This is a genomic window from Pseudarcicella hirudinis, assembly GCF_900115665.1.
Classification (GTDB): domain Bacteria; phylum Bacteroidota; class Bacteroidia; order Cytophagales; family Spirosomataceae; genus Pseudarcicella; species Pseudarcicella hirudinis.
This window is the reverse complement of the sequence record NZ_FOXH01000002.1, coordinates 327,362-349,387: the sequence shown is the minus strand read 5'-3', so window position 1 is coordinate 349,387 and position 22,026 is coordinate 327,362. Positions and strand designations below refer to the sequence as shown.

Here is a 22,026-nt window from a genome sequence, read left to right as displayed (position 1 = left end):
TGATAAATGGATATTGACTTGCTTTGTCAATATCCATTTGCAACCACATAGAAACATAGGGCACATAGGATTTGCAACCATTGCAACCACATAGAAACATAGGACATATAGGATTTGTAACCGTTGTAACCACATAGAAACATAGGGCACATAGAATTTGTAACCGTTGCAACCACATAGAAACATAGGGCACATAGGATTTGTAACCGACACATAGGGGAAATATATATCTGGTCTTAGATCCGAAATCTTCCTTTACTTTACCTTATCTCTTCTTTCTTTCAATTCTCTCCAGGTGGTAAGGATTATGCCGTTTTCCTGAATATATTTCTTTAAATCAGGAGAAAGCATTGCCAGCAGATCGCCTTTACGGGTATTTCCGGAATCTGAAATATGTTCAAAAACTTCCGTTGGAGCTGTGCAATGCATAATTACCATGGTAACACCCGGTTTCAGATCTTTAAAAGACTCTATGTATTTCTGCGCATGAAATTTCTGAATGGCAGCATCGTTCATATTCTCTTTTTCAGGAGCTTTCCAGCCATAACTGATATTGTGTAAATCATCTAAAACAGGTAATCCGGCATTCCAAAGCTGCTGACCGATTGCCAAAGCCTGCTCTGCTTTGAAGCCTGTGCTTTTTAATTGTTGTAAAATCATGAAATCATGTCCGCCGGGAAACATTACCGGGATTTTCTGCTCCATCCCGACTTTCAGATATCTTTCCATAAAACCGGGTGTGGCAAAAACTGTTCCCATATGTGAGTCCAGATGAGTCGGCTCAAAACCCATCTTTCTGGCGCGGTCGAGTTGACTTCTGATTTCTTTTTCTATATCATCTGCAGAAGCATGCGTTGCGACCTGCTCTACACTCCGCCACATGGCTCCTTCTTCATCAACCAGATTAGGTACTGAAGGTTTCCCTGAAAGCGGTCCCCAGCGATAATCCTGCCATTCAGAGGTAAGGGTTAAATGTAATCCGGCATCAGTTTTGGGATTATTCTTGTAAAATTTCAGAAATCCCGAAACCCAGGGACAGGGCATCATTACGCTCATTGATGTCGCAACACCCTCAGTTACCGCTTTAAAAGCACCTTTATTGGAGTCATATGACATCCCCACATCATCCACATGGAGAATGATTACTTTTGCTCCCTTTGGAAAACCAAGTTTTTCAGCATAGGTTTCAGAAGATTGTGCGGTTGTTTTTTGTACAAAAAGGCAAAGTAATGCACTGATTAACAGAAGTTTGTTTTTCATAGGAATTGGTTTTTATTTCAGAGAATTAAATATACAAAAAAAGCGGTTAGCTCCTGAGAACTAACCGCTTATATCCTTGTCAGAATCATTGATTTTAGTTTCAGTATTCCGAATATGAATTGCTGAAATCAGTGTATTCTGCTAAAGTCTTACGATTTCTGCACCAATGGCATTCAATCGGGTATCAATGTTCTGATAACCACGATCAATCTGTTCGATGTTTTCAATGATTGAAGTTCCTCTGGCAGACATTGCTGCGATTAGCAATGATACTCCTGCACGGATATCCGGAGAAGTCATTCTGATACCTCTCAATTGCTGCTGGCGGTTTAAGCCGACAACTGTTGCTCTGTGCGGATCACAAAGAATGATTTGTGCCCCCATCTCAATAAGTTTATCCACAAAGAATAAACGGCTTTCGAACATTTTCTGGTGAATCAATACTGTTCCTTTTGCCTGAATTGCTGTTACCAATACAATACTTAGCAAATCCGGCGTAAAACCCGGCCAGGGATGATCCGATACAGTCAGCATAGAACCATCAATAAATGTTTCAAGTTCGTAGTTTTCCTGAGCTGGAATATAAATATCATCTCCCTTGATTTCCAGTTTGATTCCCAGTTTCTGGAAAACTGTAGGAATTATACCTAAATCAGGAATTGAGCAATTTTTGATTGTAATTTCCGACTGAGTCATGGCAGCCATTCCAATGAATGAACCAATCTCAATCATGTCCGGTAACATGGTATGTTCCGTCCCGAATAATTCTTCAACACCTTCAATTGTAAGCAAATTAGAACCGACTCCGGAGATTTTTGCTCCCATTCTGTTCAACATTTTACATAATTGCTGAAGATAAGGCTCACAGGCAGCGTTGTAAATTGTTGTAATTCCTTCTGCTAAAACCGCAGCCATTACAATGTTGGCAGTTCCCGTTACTGAAGCTTCATCCAATAACATATAAGCACCATGTAATTGGGAAGCATCCACTTCATAAATACCGCCTTCTTCTGCGCTATAGGTAAACTTCGCTCCCAGCTTCATGAAACCGTAGAAATGGGTATCCAAACGGCGGCGACCGATTTTATCACCTCCCGGAGAAGGTATACGGCCTTTTTTGAAACGAGCGAGCGTCGGACCCAACAACATTACCGAACCTCTCAAAGCAGCAGCTTTTCTCTTGTAGGTTTCAGAATTAAGGTAATCAAGATTAACTTCCGAGGCATCAAATTTAATAGAAGACTCACTCAGGCGGGTACAACGAACGCCCATATCTCCCAGTAAATCAATCAATTGATTTACATCACGAATATTAGGAATATTATGGATTGTAACCGGTTCTCTGGTAAGAACCACTGCACATAAGATCTGTAAAGCTTCGTTTTTTGCTCCTTGAGGGATAATTTCGCCTTTAAGGTGACGACCACCTGTTACTTTAAATGATGCCATATCGTGTTAATGAACAATTATCTGCGTCCTCCGTTATTGTTTCTGTTGTTATTATTATTGCGGTTTCTGTCGTTGTTATTATTGTTACGATTATTCCGGTCGTTGTTATTATTGTTATTACGATTGTTGTTCCGGTCGTTATTATTTCCTCTGAAACTACCACCTCTGCCTCTTTCGTTCGAGCTATCATTGCTGTAGGTATTCGGACGGGTAGTATTGCGCGTGTATCCGAGGTTTGAAGCCCCTGCCACTTCTTCAATCGTTTTAGCAAGAAGATTCTCAGACATCTCTCTCATATGTTCCCAGATCACGGCATCATCCACCACTTCTTTATTCCAGGTCTGATAAAATGTTTTCATCAATTTACCGATATGGGCAACCAAAAGCTTTTTGTCTTCCGGGTTACTTTCAGCAATAGCTCTGAGAATCAGCAACTCTACGTTTCTGCCATAATGACGAAACTTAAGCTGGTGAACATTATACGGAACACTTTTAGGACGTTTTCCTACCGCATCTGGTGATGGTGGCGGATAAGGGCTGTCTACATCAAGCTGAAAATTAGACAGGATAAATAAATCGTCCCACAATTTGTTAGAGTAATCCTGATTGTCCCGCATATTAGGATGAACCTGTTTCATCAGTTCAATCAGCAGATATGCATATTTCGTACGTTTATCACGATCCTGAATTGTCAGGATATGATCAACTAATTTCTGGACGTTTGTACCGTATTCTTTCATCGGGTAAGCTTCTGTTTTGTTAAAGATACAGTCGAACGGATAATTCTTAAAACGCCTCAAATACAAATTCGCAGAAATAAAGCCTGTATTTTCAGCGACGTTTCGTTAATAAAACCTTTAGGAGAAGAATTGTCTGTATCAAGGTAATAAATATAAGTTAAAATGCCCGTATTTCAACCTTGTCAGCAAACCGCTAAACTTAACTCTCAGGCAAAAATAGGAATATTTATTGAAATTGATTTGCCAAGCCCTTGAATTTATAAAATCTGAAGAAATACTTTTATATGAACGGTTAGTCTCTAAACTTTTTTATCTCTTATCTTGCAAGATTATATCACATTTCAACATAACTATGAAGCTTCAAAAAATCTCTGCCCTACTCCTCGCCGGGCTTTGTCTTGCTGCCTGCGGGTCTGAAAAATCTGCTGACGAAACTGCCAGAACCGCCTTTTTTGACCTTTCCGGAATGGATTCGACCACTAAACCCGGTGATAACTTTTTCCTTTATGCCAATGGAAAATGGATGAAAAAAACTGTTATTCCAGGCGATCAGACCGGCTGGGGCTCGTTCTATCAGCTTTACGATGAAAATCAGAAAAAAATCAAGGCTATCATTGATGAAGCCGCCAAAACTGACAGTAAAAAAGGCACTCCTGAGCAAAAAGTCGGAGATTTATATGCTTCCGGCATGGATACACTCACGATCGAAAAGTTAGGTTATGAACCAATTAAGCCAACTTTACAAAAGATTGCCGCTATTAAAGACAGCAAACAATTGCTGGATTTTTTAGCAGCAAATGAGGATAATTATGGAGGAAGTCTGTTTGGTTTTTCTGTAGGTCCGGACGATAAAAATTCTACCAAAAACAGAGTGCAGTTTTCCCAGGTTGGTCTGAATCTTCCTGAAAAAGACTATTATCTGAAACAAGATCCTGAATCAAAGAAGATCAGGGATGAATATCAGAAATATATTGCCAAAGTATTTACATTAACCGGAACAGATTCCTTGTCTGCCAAAAAGCAGGCTGCCGAGATTTTAGCCCTGGAAACACTCATTGCCAAATCTCATAAATCACAGACAGAACTTAGAGATCCCGTTAAAAACTACCATAAATTCGCTGTTTCTGAGCTTAATAAGGTAATTTCTATCGACTGGAATAAGTTTCTGGAAAGCATGAAAATCAAAACTGATACCATCCTGATGGGACAACCTGAGTACTATACTGCCTTAGGTAAACTCCTGAACAGTACGCCGGTTGATGTTTTCAAAAATAAAGAAAAGTTTTCCACAATCAGTAATTCCGCATACAATCTGAGTAAGCCTTTCAGAGACGCCAGGTTCGATTTTTATGGTAAAGTGCTGAACGGACAACAAACTCCTACGCCAAGATGGAAGAGAATTGTTGACGATGTGGACAGTGGCTTAGGAGAATTACTGGGGCAATTGTTCGTAAAAAAATACTTCACTCCGGAAGCCAAACAAAGAATGCTGACTTTGGTGGAAAATCTTCAGAAAGTTTATCGAGGAAGAATTGAAAAACTGGACTGGATGTCGCCCGAAACCAAACAAAAAGCATTGGTTAAATTGGACAAATTTTCTAAAAAAATCGGGTATCCTGACAAATGGAAAAACTATGATGACGTAGAAATTTCGAAAGATAAGTTTTTCGAAAATATGCGAAGCATTGCGCACCACGATTATAAAGAAATGATTGCCAAACTTGCCAAACCTGTTGATAAGGACGAGTGGACCATGACACCTCCTACAGTAAACGCTTATGCCAATCCTTCTTTCAATGAGGTTGTTTTCCCTGCCGGAATCCTGCAATTCCCGTTCTTCGACAATAATGCTGATGATGCCATTAATTACGGAGGAATCGGAATGGTAATCGGCCATGAAATGACTCATTTATTTGACGATCAGGGCCGTCAGTATGATGCCGACGGAAATTTAACAGACTGGTGGACAAAAGCTGATGCAGATAAGTTCAAGGTAAAAGCTCAGATGGTTATAGACCAATACAATCAATTTGAGCCATTCAAAGGCCTGCATGTAAATGGTTCTTTGACTCTGGGCGAAAATCTTGCAGATATCGGAGGGATTAACTTAGCATACGAAGCCTTCAAATTGACCAAACAAGGTCAATCTGATGAGAAAATTGATGGTTTTACACCGGATCAGCGTTTTTTCCTCGGTTTTGCACAGGTCTGGAGACTAAAATTAAGAGATGAAGCACAGAAACAATACCTGAATATTGACCCTCATTCTCCGGCTGAATATCGTGTTAATGGCCCTTTGAAAAACTTTGAGCCTTTCTACAAAGCATTCGGCATCACTGACAAAGATAAAATGTTTCTTCCTCAGAAAGACCGGGCTATTATCTGGTAGAGAATATTGTGAGATAAACTTTAATACCGTGGTGGGTGAATAGCCCACCACGTTTGCATAAGCCCGTTTTACCCCCTGCTTCTAATCTTAACTTCAGCGGAATCTCTTCTAAAAACTAAAACTTCGGCAAAAGCACCACCACAGCAACAACTATTGCGAATATCGCAGCCATTAATACCGCTCCGGCGGCTATATCTTTTGCTTTACCTGCCAATGGATGAAAATCCGGAGACAGCAAATCTATCACTGCTTCAAAAGCGGTGTTAACAGCTTCCATAATCCATACCAAAGCAATAGCCAGCGCAATCCATAGCCATTCAGTAGTATTTAATTTCAGATAAAAACCCAGTGAAATAACAACGACTGATGCCAGGAGATGGATTCTGGCATTATTTTCAGACTTCAGCATTGTTAAAATTCCACTTAAAGCAAATCTCATACTTTTGAAGAATTTAGGGAAATTTATCATATTTTAAGCATCCTGTTTTTCTGTTTACCTGATAAAAATAAGCAGAAGAATATCATTCAATAAGTACATGTTTATTCTGAACGAAAGTAATACAAATTTCAAAAAAGCAAATACCATAGCCCGGCAATTCTTCTGCCAATAAAAAAGTCAGCCCGGGTTATGGACTGACTTCTCAATATTCTCAGAATTGTTTTTACTTACAATTTTTTCTTCTTGTATCAGCAATTGAAATAATTTTCCAGCCATTTTCGGCTTTATAAAACTGAAAGGCATCTACTCCGCAATGTAAGAGTTTATTATCCAGCCAGAATTCATAGGGAGTCCAGACAGTGGCCAGACTGCCGTCTATTTTGATATCATAACTCAACACCCGCTCATCCCAGACTTCTTTGTGCGGCGTTCCTACTGCTTTTACAAATCCGCTTACATCATTTTCAGTATTTAAAATCATTTTCTGTGATTTCTGACTAAAAAGTACAGATTGCATTCTTGCACTTGGGTGAAAAGCAGCTCTTACAAGTGTGCTATCTCCTTTTTTCATTCCTTCAAATAACTGATCTACTACTGCCTTAATCGCTTTTTCCTCCTCAGCAGCATTCTGGGCAAAGGTACAAATTGAAGACAATCCCAATAAAAGGGCTAAAAATGTAATTCTTCCGATCATAATTAAAGGGGTTTATAGTTGACAGATTGCTTGAACTTAAATTTATAATATTCAACACATAGAACTGTTATCTCCCGGTATTTATCTTTTCTAAGAAGCAAATTCCTTGTATTGCATCTTATGAAGCTGAGCATACCATCCATTCCTTTCCAGCAATGTTTCATGCGTTCCGGACTCTTTAATTTCACCTTTGTCAAGAACCAGAATTTTATGGGCGTTTTGAATAGTACTCAGGCGATGGGCAATCACAATTGCCGTTCTTCCTTTCATCAGTTTCGCAATCGCATTCTGAATCATTTCTTCCGTTTCGGTATCAACAGAAGAAGTAGCTTCATCCAGAACGATAATTTTCGGATCATGAACCAGAGCCCTTACAAATGAAATCAATTGTCTTTGTCCCACAGAAAGTGAGGCTCCTCTTTCCATCACATTATAATCATATCCTTCAGGCAGACGGTCGATAAACTCATGAGCCCCTACCAATTTGGCAGCTTCTATAATTTTTTCTCTTGTAATTGTTTTATCTCCGAGGGTAATGTTGTTTTCTATGGTATCTGAAAAAAGGAATACATCCTGCAAAACCACTCCGATCTTACTCCTCAGGCTTTTCAGTTCATAATCCTGTAAGTCAACATTATCAATAAAAATTTTCCCTTTGTTAATCTCATAAAAACGGCTCAGGAGGTTAATTGTTGAGGATTTCCCGGCACCGGTTGCTCCGACAAGCGCAATTGTTTCACCCTGTTTTACCTCAAATGAAATATCTTTCAATACATATTCCTCCTCATTATAAGCAAACCATACATTTTCAAAACGGACATTTCCCTGAAGATTATCAGCTTCAAAATGACCATTATTTGCCACATATTCCTCAGAATCAAGCAATTTCAGAATACGCTCTGTCGAGACAATTCCCATTTGGAGGGTATTAAACCGATCTGCCAGCATCCTTATCGGGCGAAAAAAGAGGTTGATAAACATGATAAATGCAGTGAGCGTCCCCAAAGTGAGCGTTTCATGCAATATTTCTCTTGAACCATACCATACAATCAAACCGGTTCCAGCTGCTGAAATAACATCTGCTACGGGATAATAAACTGAATAAGCCCAGATTGAACGAATGTTGGCACCTCTGTGCTCTTTATTGATCTTTACGAATTTCTCATATTCAAGTTTTTCCGCATTAAAAATCTGAACAATATTCATTCCTGTGATATGCTCCTGTACAAAGGAATTCAGATTTGCCACAGCCATACGTACCTCTGTAAAGGACTTCTTGATATATTCCTTAAAAATATATGTAGAAACAAGCATGAAAGGAATCGTTGAAAGGCTAATCAGGGAAAGACGCCAGTCGGTATAAAACATTACTCCGATAATCAAAGTCAGTTGCAATATATCTCCCGCAATTGAGGCCAGACCTTCTGAGAACACATCGTTAAGTGTTTCAATATCAGAAACGGTTCTGGTTACTAAACGACCGATCGGGGTATCATCAAAAAACTTTAAGCGAAGCATCAGAATCTTTTCATAAAGTTGTACCCTGATATCCCGGATAACCGTCTGACCGAGCCAGCCTGCCATATAAGCGGTGATAAACTGTAAAAATCCCTGAACCAGCAAAACTCCGATCATGATAAGAAGCATAACCGAAAGTCCGTTGTAATCTCCGGCGAAGATATAAGTATCAATGGTATGACGAATCAGCAAGGGGTTTAATGGTACTACAAGCGCCATCATCATAATGAGGAAGACGAGCATCCAGAAACGTCCCCGATAGGGTGTCAGAAAACCATAAATTCTACGGAGTATAGTGAGGTCAAAAATTTGTCCGCTTTTTTCTTCTTTTCTCAATTTTTATCAGATTATATTTAATCAACCGAATTTATACTCAAAATTAACAAACCCCCGGCTCAAATAGTTTATAATTTTAAGTTTGTTATAGGTAAATTACCTGAGAAAATTTAATTCTTCAGGTTTATTATAACGTACCGGCAATAAATACTAAATGGTTTTACTCATGTTCTTATAAAACGATATATTTTTATGAAAAGTAAAAGAAAAATTAATTTGTGGAAAAGACTCCTGCTCTTTGCAGGTATCTTATTAATAATATTCAATATTCTTTTAGCTTTTCAGGCCTATCGTCTTACCTATTTTTACGAATCAGGAACTGTTGCATTCCGCAAACCGGAGCAAATGACTGTTTCAGAAAAGATTACCGGTTCTATTTTCGGATTTAAATTCCCTAAACGAAAAATTGATACATTCCCTTCTGTTCCTTACCAGGTAGTGAAACTTAAAGAGGTCAATCAGCCAACGCTTGAAAGCTGGTGGATAAAGGCGGATTCTGCTTCCAAAGGAACTGTAATTTTATTTCATGGTCATGCTAATAACAAACAAAAAGTACTGGCAGAGACTTATTTTTTCCACAAACTGGGCTACAATACCTTTTCAGTAGATTTACGTGCACATGGGAACTCTGAGGGTAACGTGTGTACGGTCGGGTACTTTGAGTCGGATGATGTAAAACGTGCTTATGACTTTATTCGCAGCAAAGGAGAAAAAAACATCATTCTCTGGGGTATTTCACTGGGAGCAGCAACCATTCTGAAAAGTATAAAGGATTATGACATCCGGCCTCAGAAAATTATCATTGAGTGTCCTTTCGGTTCTATGTTAGATGCCACAAGGGGCAGGATTCGTACAATGGGCATTCCACCTACTCCTTTGTCTGAAATATTATTATTCTGGGGCAGTCTGGAGAGACATTTCTGGGCATTTGACCATGCTCCGGCTGAATATGCCAAATCGGTAAAATGTCCGGTGCTTTTGAATTGGGGTAAAAATGACAAACGGGTAACAATAGAAGAAACCCATCAGATTTTCAATAACATTCCGGTTGCAGCGAAAAAACTGGTGATTTTTGAGCATTCGGGACACCAGTCTTTCTGTAAAAATGAAAAAGCTTTATGGGAAAAAGAAGTAAGTTCATTTCTGAAGCAGTAAAACGCCGGGAACTGAATTTACTAAGAGCGGGCTTTCTCCATTTCTGCGGCAATTTTTTCAAAATCAACATTCCCACAGGCGCCACAGCCTTTTGAACAACCTGCTTTATTTTTCGGATTGAAATTTTTCCAGACCAGACTTCCCAGATAAGCCAGGGAAGCCAGAAAAATAAGTACTATGATTATATTTTCCATATCCTAATCAGAATCTTAAGCGCCTCGAAACTACGTTTTACAAAATAAATTCTGCCATTTGAAGTTTGGTCCAGTTTCTCTGAATCACTTCCTTTAATTCAGGGAACACCCCGCAGGCTGCAATTAGTTCACGGCCAAATATAAAATCTTTTCCCCCTCCAAAATCTGAGACAAATCCTCCCGCTTCCTGAACAATCAATGTGCCGGCTGCCACATCCCAGGGTTTCAGGTTATACTCAAAAAATCCTTCAAATCTGCCACAGGCTGTATATACCAAATCTACAGAGGCAGCACCCATTCTCCGTAAACCGTGTGATTTCTGCATTAATTCCTTTAAAATCCTGAGATAGTTTTCCATCAATTCAAAATCATAATATGGAAAACCAGTTGCCAGAAGAGCATCTTTTAATTCAGCCACTTCAGAAACTTTGATTTGCTCACCGTTTAAATAAGCGCCTCCATCTTTCCAGGCATAAAATGATTCATTTCTGTTAACTTCATGCACCACGCCTGCAACCACTTTCTTTTTATGCATTAAAGCAATAGAGATGGCAAAAACAGGTAATCCGTGGATATAATTGGTAGTACCGTCAACCGGATCAATTACCCATGCATAAGCCTGATTGGTAAACTTCTGACCAGAACCCTCTTCTGCAATAAAACCCGCTTCTGGAATAATTTCTGATAAACCCTTCACAAGCCTTTCTTCCGTCTCCTTATCTACATACGAAACAAGATCATTCAAACCTTTGTATTCAATATTGTCTTTTTTGAATTCCGAAGCGGCCTGCTTCACAAATACAGCGGTCTCACTGGCAAGTGCCGCTACTTTCAGGGTGATTTCTTCTAAGTTCATATTACGAATGTAAGCCGTAAATGCTCATTTTTCAAGTAAATTTCAAGAAAAAGACATAAAAAAAAGGGTTGCCTGAACAACCCTCTCTACTCAAACTATTTCTTCTCGACCTGCGTCACTTTAATCCCTGAACCAGGATAACTGGCGATCAGATCAAGTAATATTTTCTCTGATTCTTTCAGATAAGTATCTTTTGAATGCTTATCATTTTTTGCATCATCTGCTTTTGCATCCGGAAGGATTTCTCCTGAGCTGTTTGCTACCGCAGTTTCAGGCTGAGTTGATTTCTTTTTCTGTTCATCAATCTCTTTCTTACGTTTGTCTTCCTGCAAAGAAATTGAATTCTTTTCCTTTAGTCTTTTCCAGTTTTCGAAATCTTCTTTCAGTTTTTTCAATTCCAGATCAGTCTTTATTCTCTCCTGGTATTTCGAACGGATTTTATATAAAATCTGGTCATTAATATCATTATAAGTACTATATTTAGTTGAAGCAATCATATCCCAGGGCAACGCACTTGGCTGTGAACTTTCACCGTATTCAGCGGCACTGAAAGCAGATGGCAATTCCACATCAGGCGTAACACCTTTATGCTGCGTGCTGCTTCCTGTTATACGGTAGAATTTCTCCATGGTAATCTTAAGCTGGCCAACATTCTCAGGTTCACCTTTCAGAAATCTGTCTAACTCAACCACACTTTGCACTGTGCCTTTACCATAAGTCTGCTCACCTACCACAATCCCGCGTTTGTAATCCTGAATAGCGGCTGCAAAAATCTCTGAAGCCGAAGCACTGAATCTGTTTACCAGAATCTCAAGTGGTCCGTCATAAATCTGAGAAGGATCTTTATCAAATTCCTGAATAATTTCACCATCAGGATGACGACGTTGTACAACAGGTCCCTGCGTGATAAATAAACCGGTAAGATTTACCGCCTCAACCAATGATCCGCCGCCGTTATTTCTAAGGTCGATCACAATCCCTTCAACTTTTTCAGTTTTCAGTTCATTTACAAAACGTTTTACATCAGCCGTAGTGCTCTTAAAATCAGACTCATTATTTCTTGCTCCTTCAAAATCACGATAGAACATTGGAATGGTTATTAAACCTAATTTCACTTCTCTTCCATCTTTGTTGACTTTCAGAATCTCTTTTTTGGCAGTCTGTTCTTCCAGTTTAATTTTCTCACGAACGAGTTTTACTTCTTTAGGCAAATCACTGGTTGTGGCATTTCCTGCAAGAATTTTTAGTCTTACGGTTGTACCTTTCGGGCCACGGATCAACTTCACCGCATCATCGGTAAACCAGCCCACAATGTCTGTAAATGCACCGTTTTCACCTTGTGCCACACCAACGATACGGTCTTTAGGATTAATCTGCTTACTTTTGAAAGCAGGACCACCCGGCATAGTTTCCTTAATTGTTACGTAATCATTTTCTAAAGTAAGCACGGCTCCGATTCCTTCAAGAGATTGCGACATTTCCTGATTGAACTGGGCAGAAACTTTAGGAATCATATAGGAAGTATGCGGATCAACACTTTCAGTGAAGGCATTCATATAAATCTGAAATACATCTTCACTCTTAGTACGATTGGCATATTTTTCACCTCTTTTGAAACGTTCGGTCAATTCACGTACAGCTGTAGTATCTGCTTTTCCTCCGATTTTCCAATCCAGAATCTGGCGTTTGATATCTTTTCTCCAGTAATCATCCAGCTCTTTGGAATCCTTTGCCCAGGCCGCTTTTTCACGGTTTGGAGCATATGATTCATCTACCTTAAAATCAAAAGGCTTGCCCAATACCGTAAATACATTCTTATATCTCTCTTTAGAACGTTTGTTATAAAGATTGTAAATATCATATGCAGCTGTGAGGTCACCTTTTTGTAACTGATCGTCGATTTCGAAGCGGTATTTTTCAAGATCTTTAATATCACTTTCCAGGAAGAAAACCTTATTTCCATCTAATTCCTTGATATAAGCATCAAAAACTTTAGAAGAAAGAGAGTCATTTAAGGGAACCCTGCGATAATGATAGTTCGCGAGAATCTGTGCCACCAGCTCCTCAACTTTCTTTTGAGTAGCTGTAGGCTGGAGATCATCGGCACTAAAATGATGTTCCTGTGAAAATTTTAAACCAGAGCTTGATGAGTTCGACTGCAAACTCAAAAATACCAGCATAGAAACTGGAATGAGGGCGAAAAGTACTTTTTTCATTTCTTGTCGGTTCTATTGGATCCGGGTGTCGGGTTTGAGTTAAATTCCGGCGGAAATTACTCCGGTGAAATTCAACCCAACACCCAAAGAACCCAAAAACTATTTCTCTATACTTAACAATTCTACTTCAAAAACCAGTGCAGAATAAGGTTTGATAGTCGGCCCGCTTCCTCTGATACCATATGCCAGATTTTCAGGAACGAATAATTTCCATTTTGAACCTACCGGCATTAGCTGAAGGGCTTCTACCCAACCCTGAATAACTCCTGTAACCGGGAAGGTAATCGGTTCACCTCTCTGTACTGAACTATCAAACACGGTACCATCAATTAATGTTCCGTGATAATGCGTTTTTACTTTGTCATTAGCTGTAGGCTTAGGGCCATCTCCTGCTTTAAGGATCTGGTATTGCAAACCACTTGGTAAAGTTACTACACCTTCTTTTTTAGCGTTTTCGGCAAGAAACTTTTCTCCGGCAAGTTTATTAGGCTCAAATTGCTTGGCTTGTTCGGCCATTTTCTGCTCCTGAACTTTCATCATATAGCGGTTAGCTGTTTGCTGGGCAACCATATCGCTGAGAAGAGGGGTTCCTCCTTTAAGAACATCAGAGATTGCTTTGCTCAGTAAATCCGGATTCAGATCCATTCCCTGACTCTTAAAATTCTGTGCCACCAATAAACCAATACCGTAGCTCACTGAATCATTTAAGCTGCTTAATTTTAATGTACCCGGAATTGCGGCTGAAGGCTTGGCCGAGGTTGTTTTAGTGGTCACTTTCGGTTTAGTAGAAGCAACTGTTTTTTTTGCTTGAGCATTTGCCAGAACCGGCGTTAACGCTAAACCCGCACATACTACAAATTTCTTTAAGTGCATGTCTGTTGTTTAATTGTGAAAAACTTTTAAAAAACTCTGATTCAAACAGATCCAGATTAAATCTGATGAATTCTGTATTCTGAAAATCTGATCCTGAAATCTTAATAAAAATTACTAAAATTGAATTTAAGAACGAAATACAGGTCTCCAAAATTTTGTAAATATAATAAAAAACTATAATGAGGCATATCTTGTTCTGCCGCTTCTCTTTAAAGACAAAGAATGTGTCTGCAAAAATATCTGAGGCATTCCTTAAAATAACCGGACCTTCATTACCTGAAAAATGGGTAGAATCCAAAATTCGGTTAAGAAAATATTACAAATGGTGAAAATTCTTAAAATCATCATTTATGGGCTGTTTGAGGGCTTATCCGGGGCCTTGTTTCTACTCATTTTTTTATTTTTCCGAATAGATTTCCGATTACTTAATTTTAGGGTAAATATTTCTTAGTTTAGCTGAATAATGCCCGATTTCATTCTCAAATGAGGTATTTTTTCCTCAGAAGTTAATTACTCCCTGAATAATATCAGAGATATTCCGGGTATTTTTGTCTGTGAAAATGCTTTAAAGAATACAACTTAAAAAGTTTTCTGCCACAGAACCTTAAATCCTGTGTCTCAAACATAGAAATATCAAAAAAGTATAATCTTTTGCTATAAATTTCGTCTGTGTATATCGGAATTGTGAAATTTCATCACTAATTTTGCACCCGAAAAAGCAAGCCTTTTCAGATTGAGTTAGTAGGTATTTGACAAATAGAACGTTTTTGCCTCGTTTTGAGCCTCTCAACTCATTTCAACCAATTGAATAACAATTAAATAGATAAACAAAATCACATGGCATCAGTCAGACCAGATGAAGTGTCAGCCATCCTGAGAGAACAACTCTCAAACGCTAAGACAGTGGCTGAACTCGAAGAAGTAGGTACCGTGCTACAAATCGGTGACGGGGTAGCTCGTATTTACGGACTTTCGAAAGTACAAGCAGGTGAGTTGCTCACCTTTGAAAACGGCTTGAAAGCTCTTGCCCTTAACCTTGAAGAAGACAATGTGGGTGCGGTATTGTTAGGTGACTCTTCTGAAATCAAAGAAGGAGATACCGTAAAACGTACCAGCCTGATCGCTTCTATCAAAGTAGGTGATGGTATCTTAGGTCGTGTAGTAAACACACTTGGCGAACCAATCGACGGAAATGGCCCTATCGTAGGTGAAACTTACGAAATGCCAATGGAACGTAAAGCTCCGGGAGTAATCTTCCGTCAACCGGTAACAGAACCTCTTCAATCTGGTATCAAAGCAATTGATGCAATGATTCCGGTAGGACGTGGACAACGTGAGTTGGTTATCGGTGACCGTCAGACAGGTAAAACTGCTGTTTGTATTGACACTATCATCAACCAGAAAGAATTCTACGAAAAAGGAGAACCAGTTTTCTGTATTTATGTAGCTATCGGTCAAAAAGCTTCAACTATCAAACAAGTTGAGCAAACCCTACGTAAAGCAGGTGCAATGGATTACACTGTAATCGTTGCAGCCGGTGCTTCTGATCCTGCTCCGATGCAGTTCTTTGCTCCGTTTACAGGTGCAGCAATCGGTGAATTCTTCCGTGATACTGGTCGTGCTGCTTTGGTTGTTTATGACGATTTATCTAAACAGGCTGTAGCATACCGTGAAGTTTCTTTGTTACTACGTCGCCCTCCGGGACGTGAAGCATATCCTGGTGACGTATTCTATCTTCACTCAAGATTATTGGAGCGTGCTGCAAAAATCAATGCTTCGGATGAAATCGCCCGTAACATGAACGATTTACCTGATACTATCAAGCATTTGGTAAAAGGTGGTGGTTCATTGACAGCTCTTCCAATCATTGAAACTCAGGCAGGTGACGTTTCTGCGTATATCCCGACTAACGTAATCTCAATTACAGATGGTCAGATCTTCCTTGAAACCAACCTTTTCAACGCCGGTATTCGTCCGGCTATCAACGTAGGTATCTCGGTATCACGTGTGGGTGGTAACGCGCAGATCAAATCAATGAAGAAAGTAGCCGGTACTTTGAAACTTGATCAGGCTCAATTCCGTGAATTGGAAGCATTTGCTAAATTCGGTTCTGATCTTGATGCTGCTACTAAACTGACTATCGAACGTGGTCGTCGTAACCTTGAAATGCTGAAACAACCACAATTTGCTCCGCAACGTGTTGAGGAACAAGTTGCAATGATCTATGTTTCTACTCAGGGTCTGATTGATAACGTTGCCGTTTCTAAAGTTCGTGAGTTTGAGAAAGATTTCATCAACATTCTGAAGGCTACTCAAAAATCAACTTTAGATGCTCTTGCAGCAGGTAAATTTGATGATACTCTTACTGATACTTTGAGAAAAGTAGCGAAAGAAGTAGCTCCGAAATACGTGTAAAATATAATTGTAATATCAGTCGGGAATAAAGATAAACATCTTAATTTCTGACTGATATTGCAGATTAAGGTGTATTATAGTTTTTGGGCTATGACATTTGAACGATGTAAAACAGCTCATAACTCATAACTCAGAGAACAATGCCTTCATTAAAAGAAGTACGAAACCGAATTGTTTCGGTAAACTCCACTCAGCAAATCACCAAGGCCATGAAAATGGTTTCGGCGGCAAAATTGCGTCGTGCGACTGATGCCATCGTTCAGATGCGTCCGTACTCGAAAAAGCTGACCGAAATGATTGCAACCGTTTCGGCAAATGCAGAGGGAGCAAAAGAAAATCCATATACCGTCGTAAGAGAAATCAACCGTGTATTAATCATTGCTGTTTCTTCTGACCGTGGTCTTTGCGGAGCATTCAATGCTAATATCGGAAAAACTACTGCCGGATTAATCAACGAGAAATACGCTGCACAACAGGAAGCCGGAAAGGTTGAAATTCTGGCGATTGGTAAAAAAGCTGCAGAATATCTGACTCGTCGTGGTTATAAGGTTAATCAGAAATATGCAGATATTTTTACCCGTTTAAGCTTCCCCTCTGTTCGTGAGGCTGCTGATTATGCAATGAACAGTTTTGCTGAAGGTGAGTTCGACGTGGTTGAATTAGTTTTCAACGAATTTAAAAACGTTGCTACTCAGATTTTAAGAGCAGAGCAATTATTGCCATTGGTTGAGAAAAAAGAAGAAAACAAGCAGAAAACTACTACTGCTGATTATATCTTCGAACCTTCGGAAGAAGAGATCATCAATGAACTGATCCCTAAAGCCTTGAAATTGCAGGTTTATAAGGCCGTGTTAGAATCAAATGCTTCTGAACATGGTGCACGTATGACTGCGATGGATAAAGCAACGGATAACGCAGGTGAGTTGCTGAAAGAATTGAAGTTACAATACAACCGCTCACGTCAGGCAGCAATTACCAAGGAGATCCTTGAAATCGTTGGTGGTGCTGAAGCATTAGCGGCAGAATAATATTTTCAGCTTAATTTTAAGTTGACAAAACCTCTCTTTGAATTCGTTTCAGGAGAGGTTTTTTGTGTAACAATAACCTCATCAGACTTAACCTGAAAGAACTTATGTACGGCATAATTAACTACGAAACTTTTCTGCTGACCGGTATCCTGTTAAATATCACACCGGGAAATGACACGATTTTTATTCTGAGCAAAAGTATGGCTCAAGGCAAAAAAGCAGGAATTATGTCTGTTTTAGGCATTGCCAGCGGCTCAGTTATCCATACCGTGCTCGCAGCATTCGGGCTTTCGATAATCATCACTAAATCAATTCTTGTCTTCAATATCATAAAATATGCCGGAGCGCTTTATCTCTTATACATTGGTTACAAGATGCTTACCGATAAATCTTCATTAAACACCAATTCACTATCTGAGGGAGAATCTGTCAACCTCAAAAAGATTTATCGTGACGGAGTCATTACAAATGTACTCAATCCGAAAGTTGCTCTTTTTTTCATTGCCTTTCTACCTCAATTTATTAATCCTGCCTCTCACAATACTGTTATCCCCTTTCTTACATTGGGCATTACCTTTACCTGCACAGGATTAATCTGGAGCCTGATTCTGGCCAATTCGGCCTCATTGATCTTCGCTAAACTAAAAAGTAGTAAGAAACTTACCAATTATGTCAATAAAACCTGCGGAGCGGTTCTAATAGCTCTTGGTCTCAAAGTGGCATTCAGCAGTAGAAACTAAGAAGACCTGAAATATTCCCTCATCTTCAGGAATACTTGCTTCGTTTGTGATGACACAAATAAGGGTATCAGAAAACGTAATCCTCTCATTATTAAAGAGTAAATTCAATTTTATTTGTTTATTTTGAGGAATATTCGTTTAACTAAACCCCTCATCCTGTCATGAATAGTTTTCAGGAAATTGCCGATTTGATAGAAATCCATTCCGTAACGGGAATCAGGGAATGCTTTTCGAAAGGAATGAGTCCGAATGCGGTTTTCAATGAAAAGCCTTTATTCGAAACAATGACTGAAATGTATATGCGAAGCCCGAGGTTTAAAGATTGTGTACGGGCTTTTGTAGATTTCGGACTTAAGTTTGAGGACAGGGTTCTTTTATCTGTTTTAATGGATGACGCCGGGACACTTGAGAATTACCTGAGAAGCAATCCCGGACTTATTTCTGAAAAACGAAGTCTCACCTGTACCTATACCCCACTGGAAGAAGTATCTCTCCTGCATATTTGTGCCGAATTTAATCATCTTTCCTGTGCCGAAGTGCTGGTAAAATTCGGAGCTGATATAAATGAAAGAGCCGGGACCGATCAATATGGTTTTGGCGGACAAACTCCTGTTTTTCATACCGTAAATCAAAATCATAATAATTCACAGGAAATGCTGAATTTCCTGCTTGCCAAATCTGCTGATCTTCATCTGACTCTAAAAGGAATTATCTGGGGAAAAGGCTTTGAATGGGAAACACTTATTCCGGCCGTAAATCCGGTAAGCTATGCAATGATGGGAATGTTACCACAAATGCACAGACAGGAAATAACCATTTCCAAAGTAGTGACAAAATTACTGAAACACGCATATGGCATTGATTATCAACCTGAAAATATCCCCTGTGCCTATCTGAAATCATAAAATTGTCAGTCCTCATACTGTCCTGCCTTACCATACTTCGCAAATCTATATTGTAGGAACTGAATCATTAAGTCCATACATTGATGCCGTCAATTTTTCACTCCCGTATATTCAGCAAAACCGATGGGTTTCTGCCGGAAAATTATGCGGAATGATTAAGACAATATTGATCCGGAAACCTTTTACTTTTTGCAGGTATTTAAAATATTTCCGAAATGGTAAAAGAATAATCCAATCCTATGTTTTCTTAAACTATAAACATCCCTATTCAATTAATGAGATTTTCTTTCAAAATTCGTTCTGCTTACACATTCTTTTTTCTGGCTCTTTTTCCTGCCACTTTTTCCGTACAGGCGCAACACAAACAAAAACCTGTTCCAGTTATACTTGATACCGATATCGGACCGGATTATGATGATGTAGGTGCTATGGCTGTCCTCCATGCCCTTTCCGACCGCGGGGAAGCCCGGCCGCTCGCCGTTATTTCATGCAACAAAAATGAGCTGACCGTTCCGACGATTGATATATTGAATACCTATTTCGGACGCCTCGGTTTACCTTCGGGTGTACCTAAGGGTAAAGCTGCCGACATAGGTGCTCCGCAAAAATGGCCTGAAATGCTCGTGGGCAAATATCCACATAAAATCAATAAATCTTCTGAAGCTCCCGATGCTGTAGAAACATACCGGAAAATCCTGACAAGCCAGCCTGACAAGAGTGTAACAATAGTAACCATTGGTTTTCTGACCAACCTTGCAGATTTGCTCAATTCCGGTCCGGATAAAATTTCTCCGTTAAGCGGAAAACTTCTGGTAAAGCAAAAAGTAAAACAACTGGTTTCCATGGCCGGAGCCTTTCCATCCGGCCGGGAATACAATGTACATATTGACTCTCTTTCTTCGGAAAAGGTATTTACCCAATGGCCTTCTCCGATCATTTTCAGCGGGGTTGAAATTGGCAAGCAAATTAAAACCGGGTTACGGGTTATTGCCAATAAAAAGCTGAAAAGTCCGGTGAAAGATGTTTTTGCCATGACTATACCCATGAGTAAGGAAGATGCTGAAGGACGTATGAGCTGGGATCAGACTGCAGTGTTGGTTGCTATCAGAGGAACTAAGCCTTATTTTTCACAGAAACGTGGCAGAATTATCATGAAAGGCGGAAACAATGCCTGGCAGGATGATCCTGAAGGTCCTCATACTTATCTTACAGAATTAATGCCATTTCCAAAAGTGGCAGAGCTGATTGAGTCATTTATGCAAACACCCGGAAAGTAATTTCCTCTGCATTCAGGAAGAAATTGCTGAAATTTCATGCCCCCTGCAATTCATCAAATAGAATACTTTTGATGAATTGCAGGAATAAAAACCTCATTATAACCTTTCTTAATCAATTTCCTTTTAAAATTTTCCTGTACAGACAGTTCTCCGTGAACGATGAAGAACTTATCAACCAGCTGTGAATCCTGACAGGCAAGAAACTGTGATAAATCCTCATAATCTGCATGAGCGGAAAGGCTTTTTATTTCATCGATGTCTGCTATTACCTGATAATCTTCTCCAAAGATAGAGACCATTCTGGGACGTAATTTCAAACGGCCACCTAAAGAATTGGGCTCGCAGTATCCTACCAGCAGAATTGTATTTCTTTTGTTCTGAATACTATTTGCAATATGGTGTTTTACCCTTCCGGCCTCCGCCATTCCTGAAGCAGAAATGATAATACATGGCTCTTTTCGCTCATTCAAAGATTGAGAGGCTTTCTTGTCTGTGATATATGCCAGATCATCAAAATCGAATGGATTTTCATCAATTTCCATGTATTTCAACAGCTTTTTGTTGAAACATTCCGGATGGTTGTAAGTAACCCGTGTTGCTTCTGTCGACAAAGGACTGTCCACAAAAGTTTCAATCGGAGGAATTTTTCCTTCATTGAATAATCTGTTCAAAGTGTAAACAAGCTCCTGTGTACGACCCACACTAAACGCCGGAATGATTAGTTTACCTCTTTTTTCAAAGCAGGTTTTCATGATGATTTCCACAAATTTTTCCTCAGAAATCTTCATATCATCATGCAGGGAATCTCCGTAAGTTGATTCACAGATAATTACATCTGCCTGAGGAAAAACCGCAGGGGATTTCAGAATGGAATCATTGTACCGGCCAATATCTCCGGTAAATGTAATTTTAGTAGTTTTACTATCTTCTTTTATTCTCAGATTTACCACTGCTGCTCCCAGAATATGTCCGGCTTCCGTAAATTTCAGCTGAACATCTTCCGTAAGTGTGTACCATTCATCCAATTTCAGCGTTGTAAACCGCATCAGACAGCGCATGGCATCCTGCGTATCATATAAGGGTGCCAGTTGGTTTTTCTCCTGTTCTACTCTTTTCTTATTGATAAATTTTACATCATTTTCCTGAATATGGGCAGAGTCCAGCAACAGAATCTGGGCAAGGTCTTTGGTAGGGCCAGTACAATAAATTTTCCCCTTAAAACCCTCTTTTACCAGTTTAGGTATCAGGCCGGAATGGTCGATATGCGCATGGGTCAAAATCATAAAATTTATTTCTTCAGGCTTAAAACCCCATTCCCGGTTGAGAGAATCGGTTTCCTTTCCCCTACCCTGAAACATCCCGCAATCGAGTAATATTTTGGTCCCATCTTTAAGAGTCAGTAAATGTTTACTTCCGGTAACTGTCTGAGCGGCGCCATGAAAGGAGATTTCCATATGATTTTCATTTAGTTGATGAGATGTTCTGCACTGCAAATATTGGTATTAACCCGGTAACAAAATGTGAGGAAAAATCAGTTCAAAA

18 protein-coding genes are annotated in these 22,026 nt (G+C 39.4%); 7 read left to right on the top strand and 11 right to left on the bottom strand.

The window, feature by feature from the left end; all coding sequences use genetic code 11:
- Positions 1-255: 255 nt before the first annotated feature.
- The 3 genes from BM179_RS04570 to BM179_RS04560 form a co-directional block, all read right to left on the bottom strand.
- Entirely contained in the window at positions 256-1,260 is a 1,005-nt protein-coding gene (locus tag BM179_RS04570) for a polysaccharide deacetylase family protein (RefSeq protein ID WP_092012890.1), read from the bottom strand.
- A 141-nt stretch (positions 1,261-1,401) separates the two neighbouring features.
- The gene (gene murA, locus BM179_RS04565; protein WP_092012887.1) at positions 1,402-2,709 is read right to left on the bottom strand and encodes a UDP-N-acetylglucosamine 1-carboxyvinyltransferase; all 1,308 of its coding nucleotides are present in this window, start codon (positions 2,707-2,709) and stop codon (positions 1,402-1,404) included.
- A gap of 17 nt (positions 2,710-2,726) precedes the next feature.
- Positions 2,727-3,449, bottom strand: coding sequence for a DUF4290 domain-containing protein (locus BM179_RS04560; RefSeq protein ID WP_092012884.1), 723 nt, complete (start codon positions 3,447-3,449; stop codon positions 2,727-2,729).
- A 352-nt stretch (positions 3,450-3,801) separates the two neighbouring features.
- Here BM179_RS04560 and BM179_RS04555 point away from each other — a divergent pair, with 352 nt between their 5' ends.
- Complete coding sequence (locus BM179_RS04555) at positions 3,802-5,838, top strand: M13 family metallopeptidase (RefSeq protein ID WP_092012880.1); 2,037 nt, start codon at positions 3,802-3,804, stop codon at positions 5,836-5,838.
- 115 nt (positions 5,839-5,953) lie between these two features.
- Here the strand turns inward: BM179_RS04555 and BM179_RS04550 are convergent, their stop codons facing one another.
- The 3 genes from BM179_RS04550 to BM179_RS04540 all read right to left on the bottom strand — a co-directional run bounded on the left by BM179_RS04550 (position 5,954) and on the right by BM179_RS04540 (position 8,825).
- Positions 5,954-6,277, bottom strand: a complete 324-nt coding sequence (locus BM179_RS04550; protein ID WP_218159161.1) for a diacylglycerol kinase family protein — start codon at positions 6,275-6,277, stop codon at positions 5,954-5,956.
- A gap of 223 nt (positions 6,278-6,500) precedes the next feature.
- Entirely contained in the window at positions 6,501-6,971 is a 471-nt protein-coding gene (locus BM179_RS04545; RefSeq protein WP_092012874.1) for a nuclear transport factor 2 family protein, read from the bottom strand.
- Positions 6,972-7,061: 90 nt separating this feature from the next.
- Positions 7,062-8,825, bottom strand: coding sequence for an ABC transporter ATP-binding protein (locus tag BM179_RS04540; protein ID WP_092012871.1), 1,764 nt, complete (start codon positions 8,823-8,825; stop codon positions 7,062-7,064).
- Positions 8,826-9,017: 192 nt separating this feature from the next.
- On the opposite strand from BM179_RS04540, the gene BM179_RS04535 reads away from it, so the two are divergent.
- On the top strand, positions 9,018-9,980 hold the full coding sequence (locus BM179_RS04535; protein ID WP_092012868.1) for an alpha/beta hydrolase: 963 nt from the start codon (positions 9,018-9,020) through the stop codon (positions 9,978-9,980).
- A 20-nt stretch (positions 9,981-10,000) separates the two neighbouring features.
- On the opposite strand, the gene BM179_RS04530 is transcribed toward BM179_RS04535, so the two are convergent.
- The 4 genes from BM179_RS04530 to bamJ form a co-directional block, all read right to left on the bottom strand.
- On the bottom strand, positions 10,001-10,174 hold the full coding sequence (locus tag BM179_RS04530; RefSeq protein WP_092012865.1) for a FeoB-associated Cys-rich membrane protein: 174 nt from the start codon (positions 10,172-10,174) through the stop codon (positions 10,001-10,003).
- A 37-nt stretch (positions 10,175-10,211) separates the two neighbouring features.
- Entirely contained in the window at positions 10,212-11,030 is an 819-nt protein-coding gene (locus tag BM179_RS04525) for an inositol monophosphatase family protein (RefSeq protein ID WP_092012862.1), read from the bottom strand.
- A gap of 95 nt (positions 11,031-11,125) precedes the next feature.
- Positions 11,126-13,246: a carboxy terminal-processing peptidase gene (locus BM179_RS04520; protein WP_092012859.1), complete on the bottom strand. Its 2,121-nt coding sequence runs from the start codon at positions 13,244-13,246 to the stop codon at positions 11,126-11,128.
- 99 nt (positions 13,247-13,345) lie between these two features.
- Positions 13,346-14,119: a BamJ family beta-barrel-assembly machinery protein gene (bamJ, locus tag BM179_RS04515; RefSeq protein WP_092012856.1), complete on the bottom strand. Its 774-nt coding sequence runs from the start codon at positions 14,117-14,119 to the stop codon at positions 13,346-13,348.
- Positions 14,120-14,956: 837 nt separating this feature from the next.
- On the opposite strand from bamJ, the gene atpA reads away from it, so the two are divergent.
- The 5 genes from atpA to BM179_RS04490 all read left to right on the top strand — a co-directional run bounded on the left by atpA (position 14,957) and on the right by BM179_RS04490 (position 20,484).
- Positions 14,957-16,534, top strand: a complete 1,578-nt coding sequence (gene atpA / locus BM179_RS04510) for a F0F1 ATP synthase subunit alpha (RefSeq protein WP_092012853.1) — start codon at positions 14,957-14,959, stop codon at positions 16,532-16,534.
- Between the two features lie 140 nt (positions 16,535-16,674).
- Positions 16,675-17,562, top strand: a complete 888-nt coding sequence (gene atpG, locus BM179_RS04505) for an ATP synthase F1 subunit gamma (RefSeq protein ID WP_092012850.1) — start codon at positions 16,675-16,677, stop codon at positions 17,560-17,562.
- 104 nt (positions 17,563-17,666) lie between these two features.
- Positions 17,667-18,302: a LysE family translocator gene (locus tag BM179_RS04500; protein ID WP_092013649.1), complete on the top strand. Its 636-nt coding sequence runs from the start codon at positions 17,667-17,669 to the stop codon at positions 18,300-18,302.
- Between the two features lie 161 nt (positions 18,303-18,463).
- Positions 18,464-19,207 (top strand): ankyrin repeat domain-containing protein, encoded by a 744-nt coding sequence (locus BM179_RS04495; protein ID WP_092012847.1) that lies wholly within the window; start codon positions 18,464-18,466, stop codon positions 19,205-19,207.
- 275 nt (positions 19,208-19,482) lie between these two features.
- The gene (locus tag BM179_RS04490; protein ID WP_092012845.1) at positions 19,483-20,484 is read left to right on the top strand and encodes a nucleoside hydrolase; all 1,002 of its coding nucleotides are present in this window, start codon (positions 19,483-19,485) and stop codon (positions 20,482-20,484) included.
- Between the two features lie 53 nt (positions 20,485-20,537).
- Here BM179_RS04490 and BM179_RS04485 read toward each other — a convergent pair whose 3' ends face one another.
- Positions 20,538-21,938 carry an MBL fold metallo-hydrolase gene (locus tag BM179_RS04485; protein WP_092012842.1) on the bottom strand — a complete coding sequence of 467 codons (1,401 nt, stop codon included), beginning with the start codon at positions 21,936-21,938 and terminating at the stop codon, positions 20,538-20,540.
- Between the last annotated feature and the right edge of the window lie 88 nt (positions 21,939-22,026).

Coding starts and splice junctions, on each gene's coding strand:
- BM179_RS04485 (WP_092012842.1), bottom strand. CDS start 21,938: ATGGAAATCTCCTTTCATGGCGCCGCTCAGACAGTTACCGGAAGTAAA.
- bamJ (WP_092012856.1), bottom strand. CDS start 14,119: ATGCACTTAAAGAAATTTGTAGTATGTGCGGGTTTAGCGTTAACGCCG.
- BM179_RS04495 (WP_092012847.1), top strand. CDS start 18,464: ATGAATAGTTTTCAGGAAATTGCCGATTTGATAGAAATCCATTCCGTA.
- BM179_RS04525 (WP_092012862.1), bottom strand. CDS start 11,030: ATGAACTTAGAAGAAATCACCCTGAAAGTAGCGGCACTTGCCAGTGAG.
- BM179_RS04530 (WP_092012865.1), bottom strand. CDS start 10,174: ATGGAAAATATAATCATAGTACTTATTTTTCTGGCTTCCCTGGCTTAT.
- BM179_RS04555 (WP_092012880.1), top strand. CDS start 3,802: ATGAAGCTTCAAAAAATCTCTGCCCTACTCCTCGCCGGGCTTTGTCTT.
- BM179_RS04560 (WP_092012884.1), bottom strand. CDS start 3,449: ATGAAAGAATACGGTACAAACGTCCAGAAATTAGTTGATCATATCCTG.
- BM179_RS04500 (WP_092013649.1), top strand. CDS start 17,667: ATGTACGGCATAATTAACTACGAAACTTTTCTGCTGACCGGTATCCTG.
- atpG (WP_092012850.1), top strand. CDS start 16,675: ATGCCTTCATTAAAAGAAGTACGAAACCGAATTGTTTCGGTAAACTCC.
- atpA (WP_092012853.1), top strand. CDS start 14,957: ATGGCATCAGTCAGACCAGATGAAGTGTCAGCCATCCTGAGAGAACAA.
- BM179_RS04550 (WP_218159161.1), bottom strand. CDS start 6,277: ATGAGATTTGCTTTAAGTGGAATTTTAACAATGCTGAAGTCTGAAAAT.
- murA (WP_092012887.1), bottom strand. CDS start 2,709: ATGGCATCATTTAAAGTAACAGGTGGTCGTCACCTTAAAGGCGAAATT.
- BM179_RS04545 (WP_092012874.1), bottom strand. CDS start 6,971: ATGATCGGAAGAATTACATTTTTAGCCCTTTTATTGGGATTGTCTTCA.
- BM179_RS04535 (WP_092012868.1), top strand. CDS start 9,018: ATGAAAAGTAAAAGAAAAATTAATTTGTGGAAAAGACTCCTGCTCTTT.
- BM179_RS04490 (WP_092012845.1), top strand. CDS start 19,483: ATGAGATTTTCTTTCAAAATTCGTTCTGCTTACACATTCTTTTTTCTG.
- BM179_RS04520 (WP_092012859.1), bottom strand. CDS start 13,246: ATGAAAAAAGTACTTTTCGCCCTCATTCCAGTTTCTATGCTGGTATTT.
- BM179_RS04570 (WP_092012890.1), bottom strand. CDS start 1,260: ATGAAAAACAAACTTCTGTTAATCAGTGCATTACTTTGCCTTTTTGTA.